We start from the raw sequence: 9567 nt of genomic DNA on the forward strand, positions 1-9567 counted from the left end.
AAGTGTTGCTCCGCCGGGGACACAACCTGTGCGAGTTGCCGATGGTCAACGTGTACTTGGCGCGTGAGAGGGCCCGGCGCGAAGATCGCGATGAGGCCATACGGCACATGCGTGCCGCCGTCAGCCACCTGTTCCGCGAGGGACAATTCCTGTTGTGGGGGGTTCCAGCGACTGGTGTTCTGGTGCAGACACTGCTCGCTCGCGGCACCGAGAGTGACGTGGCCGAAGCCGAGGCCGCCATCGAGCGGCTAGTGACCGCGCCAGCCGATGAGGGTCTCGTGATGCGCGACGTCTGGCTGCTGCGACTCCGCGCACTGCTGGCCCGCGCCCATGGAGACGAGGCCGTGTACTGCGACTTCCGAAATCGGTATCGGGAGATGGCGCAAACGCTTGGCTTCGAAGGACATATCGCGTGGGCCGAGGCGATGCCATGACGGGTGCTGCTCCTTCAGGGGTGGTGACGTTTCTGTTCACCGACGTAGAGGGTTCGACCCGTCGGTGGGAGGCCGACGCGCAAGCGATGCGGGCGGCGCTCGTCGTCCATGACGAGGTGTTGCGTTCGGCGATCGAGGCGTATGACGGGTTCTTGTTCAGCCACACGGGCGACGGTTTCGTGGCAGCCTTCGCGTCGCCGATGTCCGCCGTGAACGCCGCGATCGACGCGCAACGGGAGTTGCAGTTGCCGGTGCGAATGGGATTGGCAACCGGCGAGGCCGAGCTGCGAGACGGGGACTACTTCGGTGCGGTGCTCAATCGTGCTGCTCGGGTGATGGCCGCCGGACATGGCGGTCAGATCCTGTTGGCCGCTTCGACGGCGGGTCTGCTCAGCGGCGTCGATCTGCTGGATCTCGGGCCGCGACGGTTGCGGGACGTGCCGACGCCGGTCGGGGTGTTCCAGGTCCGAGCACCGGGACTGCGGGTCGAGTTCCCACCCCTGCGGGCACTGGACAAAAGCCCGGGAAACTTGCGGCCTGCCACCACCAGCTTCATCGGGCGTGAGTCGGAGGTGACGCAGGTGCAGGCGGCGGTGCGAGCACACCGGTTGGTGACGTTGACCGGGGTAGGTGGAGTCGGCAAGACCCGCCTCGCGTTGGAAGTCGCGGCGCAATTGGCTGATGAGTTCCCCGATGGCGTATGGGTTTTCGAACTGGCAACGGTCACTGATCCGGCGGCAGTGCCCGATGCGGTGGCGGCGGTGCTGGGCATCACCCAACAGCCGGGCAAGAGCATGGTTGAGAGTGTGGCCGCCGCGCTGGAGGGCAGGCTGCGGCTATTGGTGATCGACAACTGCGAGCATGTGCTTGATACCGCCGCCGATCTCATCGAGGCTATCCTCGCGCACTCGGCCACGGTGCGAATCCTGGCCACCAGCCGCGAAGGACTCGGAGTCGCCGACGAACAAGTGTGGCCCGTGTCATCACTGGACGTGGGTGCGGGGACCGACTCCGCCGCTGTCCAGCTATTCGTCCAACGCGCTCACAGCGTCGCCCCGCACTTCACCCCGACCAGGGAGGCGGACGCCGTCGTAGAGATTTGTCGTCGACTCGATGGCATCCCGTTAGCGATCGAACTTGCGGCGTCCCGGATTGCGTCGATGTCTCCTGGCGAGGTGCGCGATCGTCTTGATGATCGATTTCGGCTGCTAATCGGTTCCCGGCGCGGGTTGGGACGCCACCAGACTCTTCGCCATGCTGTGGCATGGTCCTACGACCTCCTCGACAATGCCGAAAAGTCTTTACTGGCACGTTGTTCGGTGTTCGCTGGCAGCTTCGATCTCCAAAGCGCCTGCTCAGTCGCGGGGGCCGATGATGACTACGCCATCCTCGATCTGCTCGACACCCTGGTTCGCAAGTCCTTGCTCGTCGTTTACCGGTCAATCGGTCAGACCCGGTTTTCGATGCTGGAGACCATCCGCCAGTTCGCCGAAGAGCAACTCGTCGTAAACGGTGAGGCCGAGGAGGCCCGGGCCGCGCATGCCCGCCACTTCGCCGACCGGGTAGTCGACATCATGGCGCTATGGGACAGCCCCCGGCAACGCGAAGCTTATGACTGGTTCACCGCCGAGTTCGCCAATCTGCGCACTGCGTTTCGGTGGGCCGCCGACGACGCCGACCTTGATACCGCCGCCACCATTGCCACGTATGCGGCGTTCCTCGGTTTTCTGGTCGAGAATTATGAGCCGATAGCGTGGGCCGAGGAGCTGATCGAGCCAGCCCGCGTCGTCGACCATCGTCTGCTCGCGTTCCTATGTGTGATCGCGTCAGTGTGCTATACGACCGGACGGGCCGAGGCGGCTATCGGCTACTGCGAAGCTGGCCAACTAGCGCTCCGCAGTGGGCGCGGCGAGGTGCCGTTCGGCATCGAGGGTTTGTTAAGTGGCGTGTACCTGATCGTTGGACAGCCCGAACGATGGGTCGAAGCGTGCCGCGCCGTGCTTGCACGCGGTCGCGACACACATGCTTTCACGAGGGCAGGGCTGGTCATCGGATTGACGCTCGTCGGGGCGCGTGAGGATGCGCTCGCCGCCGCGACCGGTCTGATCGATGCCGCCGAAGCCACCGGAAATCCCCAAGCGCTCTCGTACGCGCTGCTCGCTTACGGCTTCGCCTGCCGCGACGCCGACCCTGACGGGGCACTGGATGCCTTGCGCCGGGGCCTGGCGATCGCGCAAGACAGCGGTAGCCGTGCCAACATGTCATACCTGGCGCAGGTTCTAGCCGGACTTGAGGCCGAACACGGCGACCCGCTGGCCGCGCTCGATCACCTCACTCTGGCGATCCGCAACCTTCATGACTCAGGCAACGTCGCCATCATCGGTACCCCCCTAGCTGCGCTCGCCGCCATCTTCGATCGGCGCGGACGCCACGAGGCAGCGGCCATCATCGCCGGTTTCGCACGCGATCCCTTCACCGTGGCGGCCTTCCCCGAAATCACCAGCGCGATCACCCATCTCCGCGATGTCCTCGGCGACCAGACCTTCGAATCGCTCGCCCGCAAGGGCGAGACCATGACCACCGCCGCCATGGCGACCTACGCATACGACCAAATCGACCAAGCCCGAACAGAACTGAACGCTGTCTCGAAATAGACGACATACGAGGCTCTCAAAGCTCTGGAATCCCTGAATGCCGAGGGCTCCTTGCGGAGTGTCCAACCGCCTATTCTTAGTGCACCCCGCAAACGTTGGGGCCCGGGATCGGCGGAGGGTCGGATGACGGCCATAGCAGCGTGCCGCACGTGTGGCACGGAGCCGTTAGAGAACGCCCGGTTTTGTCACGGTTGTGGCTCCCCAGTCCAAGATGGCGATACCCGGGCGGAGTACAAGCAGGTGACCGTCCTGTTCGCCGATGTGGTGCACTCCATGGACATCGCCGCTGCCGTCGGGGCGGAGCGGCTGCGGGAGATCATGGCGCAGCTGGTGGATCGGGCCGCCGCTGTGGTGAAGCGCTATGGCGGCACGGTCGACAAGTTCACCGGTGATGGGATCATGGCCGTGTTCGGCGCACCCGTCGCCCTGGAGGACCACGCGCTGCGGGCGTGCCGAGCAGCGTTGGAGATCCAGAGCGGTGTCACCGATCTGGCCGATGAGGTCAGCCACCGCGATGGTGTGCAGCTTCAGCTGCGGATCGGGCTGAACTCCGGGCAGGTGATCGCCGGGGAGATCGGCACCACCGCAACCGGGTACACCGCGATCGGAGACCAGGTGGGGATGGCTCAGCGGATGGAGTCGATCGCCCCGCCGGGTGGGGTGATGCTCAGCGCGTCCACCGCACGACTGGTTGAGGGCGCTGCGACTCTCGGCGACGCTGAGCTGGTTCAGATTAAGGGAACCGATGCGCCGGTGCCTGCCCGTCGGTTGCTGGGCATGGGCGAAGGCCATCGCCCTGTCGGACGTGCTGAGTCGAATCTGGTCGGTCGGCGCTGGGAACTGTCCGCCACTGAGAGCTTGTTGGACCGCGCAGTCGATGGCCATGGCGCGGTGGTTGAAGTGGTCGGACCACCCGGCATCGGCAAGAGCCGTCTGGTGCGTGAGGTGGCGGCAAACGCTGCTGGGCGTGAAGTGGAGGTGTTCACCGCTTACTGCGAATCGCACGCCAGTGACGTTCCCTTCCACGTCGTGGCACAGCTGCTGCGGGCAGCCATCGGTGTGCGTGGCCTAGACGGCCCAGCCGCTCGTGACCGAGTGCGCTCCCGAGTGCCGGATGCAGACCCCGAGGACGTGCTGCTCTTCGATGACCTGTTGGGCATCGCCGACCCCGAGGTGGAACTGCCCAAGATCGATCCTGATGCCCGGCGGCGGCGGTTGACCGCGCTGGTCAATGCCGCTTCGTTGGCCCGCCAAGTCCCTACGGTCTATGTCATCGAAGACGCCCACTGGATCGATGAGGTCAGCGAGTCGATGATCGCCGAGTTCCTCACGGTGATCCCGCAGACGCCCTCGCTGGTGCTGATCACCTACCGTCCTGAATATCGAGGTGCGTTGAGCCGGGTTGCCGGTGCTCAGACCATCGCCCTTGCGCCGCTCAGTGATTCAGAAACTGCAGCACTCGTCGCCGCGTTGCTGGGGTCGGACCCCTCGGTCAGCGGACTGGCGACCAAGATCGCCGAGAAGGCCGCCGGAAACCCATTTTTCGCCGAGGAGATCGTGCGCGACCTCGCCGAGCGCGGCGTGCTACGCGGTAACCGCAGTGCCTACGAGTCGACCGCCGATGCTGGCGAGGTCAGTGTGCCCGCCACCCTGCAGGCGACCATCGCCGCCCGCATCGACCGGCTTGACCCGGCGGCCAAGCGCACCTTGAGCGCAGCCGCTGTCATCGGTTCGCGGTTCAGCCGGGGCCTCCTCGAAACCTTGGGCATTGATCCTGCTTTTGAGCACCTGCTGAGTGGCGGGTTCATCGATCAGATCACATTCACTGGACAACCCGAGTACGTGTTTCACCATCCGCTGGTCCGCATGGTGGCCTACGAATCCCAGCTCAAATCGGACCGTGCCCAACTGCACCGCCGACTAGCCGCCGCGATCGAACAACACGATCCTGGCTCGGCTGATGAGAACGCGGCGCTGATCGCCGAGCATCTGGAGGCCGCCGGTGATTTGCACGCCGCCTACGGCTGGCACATGCGCGCCGCAACGTGGGCCACCAATCGCGACATCACCGCCGCCCGCCTGTCCTGGGAGCGCGCCCAAAAGATCGCCGACGCAATGCCCGCCGATGACCCGGACCGGGTAGCGATGCGCATTGCCCCACGCACCATGTTGTGCGGGATCGCCTTTCGAGTCCATGAACATGTTGCCGGTGACCGCTTTGAGGAATTGCGCGAGTTGTGCACCGCCGCCGGGGATAAGGCGTCGCTGGCCATCGCGATGGCGGGGCTGGTGGCTGATCACGCCTTCCAGGGTCGGGTATACCAGGCGTCGCAGCTGGCGTCCGAAGCCATGGCACTCATCGAGTCGATCGGCGATCCGACCTTGACGGTGGGGCTGTCCCTCGCGCCGATCTACGCCAAGACCCACAGCGCCGAGTTTTGTGACGTGCTGCGGTGGTCACAGCGGGTTATCGACATGGCCGCTGGTGATCCGTCTAAAGGCGATCTCATTTTCGGGTCTCCGTTAGCGGTCGCCTTTACGCAGCGGGCTTTTGCCCGTTATTGCCTGGGTCGTCGCGGATGGCGCGACGACCAGCGGCACGGCCTGGCCATGGCCCGCAGCGCCGACCCTTTGTCCTACGCCACGGTGGTCACCTACGTTTACAACCCGGGAATACCCAATGGCGTGCTGAGGCCCGACGATTCGGTGGTGGGCGAGATCGAGGACGCCTTAAGGATTGCCGAGCGATCCGCTGATGATCTCGCGTCGTCGATCGCCCGGACGGCGCTGGGCGTTGCGTTGGTGAACCGCCACACGGCCCCCGAGTGTGACCGTGGACAGACGCTCCTGGCCGAGGTCAGCGACGTGTTCCTGCGCGGGGGACACAACCTGTGCGATTTACCGATCGTCAATGTGTACTTGGCGCGGGAGAGGGCTCGGCGTGGAGATCGCGATGAGGCCATACCACTCCTGCGCGCCACCGTCGACTACCTGTTCCGCGAGGGACAGTTGCTGTTGTGGGGCCCTCCTGCGACGGGTGTTCTGGTGGAGGCACTGCTGGATCGCGGGGGCGACGGCGACGTGGCGGAAGCCGAGGCCGCGATCGAGCGGTTAGCAGTGGCGCAGACCGACCCGGGATTCGTGCTGAACGAAATCTGGCTCTTGCGGCTGCAAGCCCTGCTGGCGCGGGCTCACGGCGATGCCGCTGCCTATGCGCACTTCCGGGATCACTACCGCGACATGGCGCAAACGCTTGGCTTCGAGGGGCACATCGCGTGGGCCGAGGCAATGCCATGACGGGTGCTGCCCCTTCTGGGGTAGTGACGTTTCTGTTCACCGATGTCGAGGGGTCGACCCGTCGGTGGGAGGCCGACCCCGATGGGATGCGGGCGGCGCTGGCCGCCCATGACGAGGTGTTGCGCTCTGCGATCGAGACTTACGGCGGCTTCATGTTTAAGCACACCGGTGACGGGGTGTGTGCCGCGTTCGCCTCGCCCAGGTCAGCGGTCGACGCCGCCGTGGCCGCGCAGCGGGCGCTGGAGTTGCCGGTGCGGATGGGCATCGCGACCGGCGAAGCCGAGTTGCGGGGGGTGGACTACTTCGGTGCGGTGCTGAATCGTGCAGCACGGGTGATGGCCGCCGGGCACGGCGGGCAGGTCCTTTTGGCCGACTCGACAGCGGGTCTGCTCAGCGGAGTCGATCTGCTGGATCTCGGGCCGCGACGGTTGCGGGACGTGCCGACGCCGGTCGGGGTGTTCCAGGTGCGAGCAGCAGGGTTACGCACGGAGTTCTCGGCCCTGCGGGCGCTCGATACGGCGCCGGGAAACCTGCGTCCGGCGGCCACGAGCTTGATTGGGCGCGAGTCTGAGGTCGACGCGATCAAGACCGCGGTGAGGTCTCATCGGTTGGTGACGCTGACCGGGGTGGGCGGAGTTGGCAAGACGCGCCTCGCGTTGGAAGTCGCGCGGCAACTGGCCGATGAGTTCCCCGACGGTGTTTGGGTTTTCGAACTCGCAGCCGTCACTGATCCCGCGTCAGTGCCCGACGCGGTGGCCGCGGTGCTGGGCATCACCCAACAGCCCGGCAAGACCGTCAGTGAGTCGGTGGCCGCCGCGCTGGAAGGCCGGTCGCGGCTATTGGTCTTCGACAATTGCGAACATGTTCTCGACCCCGCAGCGGACGCGATCGACGCAATCTTCTCGCACTCGCAGACCGTGAATGTCCTTGCCACCAGCCGCGAAGGGCTTCGCGTTGCCGACGAGCACCTCTGGGCAGTGCCATCGCTGGATTTGACGGACGGTATCGAATCGTCGGCGGCGGCGCTGTTCGTCGAGCGCGCGGCAGCTGTCAGGCAGGAAGTTCCGCTGACCGCGACCGGCGAATCAGCAGCCGTGGTGGAGATCTGTCGCCAACTCGACGGGATCCCCCTTGGCATCGAGTTGGCGGCCTCACGCATGCAGTCGATGACGGCCACCGAGGTACGCGACCGGCTCGGCGATCGGTTCCGTCTACTCGTCGGCTCTCGCCGCGGGTTGGAACGCCATCAAACACTGCGTCACGCCGTGCAGTGGTCCTACGACCTACTTGACGATGGTGAACGGTCGGTACTCAACCGTTGTTCGGTGTTCGCAGGAGGATTCGACCTTGCCAGTGCTCAGGCCGTCACAGGCTCTGACGATGACATCGCGACTCTCGACCTACTCGATGCGTTGGTTCGCAAGTCGCTGATGGTCGCCGATCACTCCTCGGGGCGCACTCGGTTTTCGATGCTGGAGACGATCCGTCAGTTCGCCGAGGAACAACTCGCCGCTACGGGCGAGGCCACCGAGGCGCGCACCGCCCATGCTCGCCACTTTGCACAGCGCGAGACCGACATCATGTCGCTGTGGGATACCCCCCGCCAGCGGGAGGCCTACGACTGGTTGACCACCGAGCTAGCCAATCTGCGCACCGCGTTTCGATGGGTCGCCGACCGTGGCGACCTCGACGATGCCGCCACCATCGCCACCTACGCGGCATTCCTCGGCTTCTGCATCGACAACTACGAGCCGATCGCCTGGGCCGAAGAGTTGATCGAGCCAGCCCGTGCTGTCGACCATCCGCGGCTCGCGTTCCTCTATGTGATCGCGTCGCAGTGCTACACATCCGGACGGGTCGAGGCGGCTGTGCGTTATAGCGACGCAGGCATCCCGGTTGTTGAGAGCGGCCGGGCCGAGGTGCCGTTCGGCATCGAAGGCCTACTGTGCATCGCGTACCTGTACGCAGGCCAGCCTGAACTGGCCGTCGAGTGGTGTCGCAGCCGGGTTCAGAGCGCTCGTGACACGCACACAGTGTTGAGGACCTGGCTCATCATGTGCCTAACCGTCGCCCAGTCTTATGAGGAGGCGATCGCAGCCACCACTGGGCTGATCGAAGCCGCCGAGGCCACCCGCAATCCGTGGGTGCTCTCCTTCGCGCTATTCGGCTTCGGGGCCGCCTTCGAACACGCCGATCCGGTCGGTGCTCTCAAGGCCTGTCGCCGCGGGCTGCAGGTTGCCGAAGACAGCGGCAACCGCGGCAACGGGACATTCCTGGCGATGTTCGCTGCCCGAATCGAGGGCGAATACGGTGACTCGCTTCGCGCGCTCCACTACATCGACGTTGCGATCCACAATTACCACGACTCGGGTAACCCAATGACTATGCGAGCACCGATGGCTATCCTCGCTACGGTTCTTGACCGGATGGGACGCTACGAACCCGCAGCCACCATCGCCGGTTTCGCGTCAACTCCCTTCACCGTGGCGACGCTGCCTGAACTTCTCACTACGACAGCCCACCTGCGCACTGCCCTCGGCGACGAGGTCTACGAATCACTTGCCCGCAAGGGTGAGGCGATGACCACCGCCGCCACGGCGACCTACGCCTTCGACCAAATCGACCAGGCCCGAACAGAACTGAACGCGGTCTCGAAATAGATCGAGATACGAGGCTCTTAATAATCTGTGTCGGAATCACCGTGAATGCCGACGGCCCCCGGTGCACATCCTGTGCCGTCACATTTCGGGGTTGTCCGGCGTGCAAGTCTTTGCGTTTTCAACAAAACCGCTAGCATGCCTAAGCGGATTGATCACGAACTGCACGATACGATCGAGCCCGACAACGAGTACTACGCCCCCGACTGGGTGCGCCAGACTGGCTGTTGAGTACCACCCCGACTGGCTCACTGCATCCCTACGACGTCTTAGCTGCCGACGGCGTCGAGCCTAAGCAGGAGGTATTCGAGTGATTACTCCATACAAGGGCCGGGAAGTCCGGCCCGGCGATCTGGTGAAGATTCACCGGAATCTGCGCACTGGCGGCTGGTCGATCATGGCCGCGAAGGGCAAGATGCGGGACCGGGTCGTGGCCCACGCCGACGAGCTGCGACTGGCCGACGTCGAGTTCCGTGTCAGCGAGGCCCAGCGACAGCGGGCGCTAGAAACTGGCCAGCGTAACGT

At 64.9% G+C, this 9567-nt stretch carries 4 protein-coding genes and 1 pseudogene; all 5 read left to right on the top strand.

Features of this window, described 5'->3' with window-relative positions:
- A pseudogene (locus tag ACLP9N_RS26080) lies at positions 1–434 on the top strand (cyclase); the annotation flags it as partial.
- Positions 431–3088 carry an ATP-binding protein gene (locus tag ACLP9N_RS26085; RefSeq protein ID WP_442410094.1) on the top strand — a complete coding sequence of 886 codons (2658 nt, stop codon included), beginning with the start codon at positions 431–433 and terminating at the stop codon, positions 3086–3088. The pseudogene ACLP9N_RS26080 and the gene ACLP9N_RS26085, both read left to right, overlap by 4 nt.
- Positions 3089–3211: 123 nt before the next feature.
- Positions 3212–6385, top strand: a complete 3174-nt coding sequence (locus ACLP9N_RS26090; protein WP_442410095.1) for an ATP-binding protein — start codon at positions 3212–3214, stop codon at positions 6383–6385.
- Complete coding sequence (locus ACLP9N_RS26095; RefSeq protein WP_442410096.1) at positions 6382–9045, top strand: ATP-binding protein; 2664 nt, start codon at positions 6382–6384, stop codon at positions 9043–9045. Before ACLP9N_RS26090 ends, ACLP9N_RS26095 begins: the two co-directional genes overlap by 4 nt.
- A gap of 307 nt (positions 9046–9352) precedes the next feature.
- Positions 9353–9567, top strand: a 215-nt coding sequence (locus ACLP9N_RS26100; protein ID WP_442410097.1) for a hypothetical protein, incomplete at its 3' end; no start/stop codon positions are given.

The sequence above is a fragment of the Mycobacterium sp. genome (assembly GCF_052144515.1).
Classification (GTDB): domain Bacteria; phylum Actinomycetota; class Actinomycetes; order Mycobacteriales; family Mycobacteriaceae; genus Mycobacterium.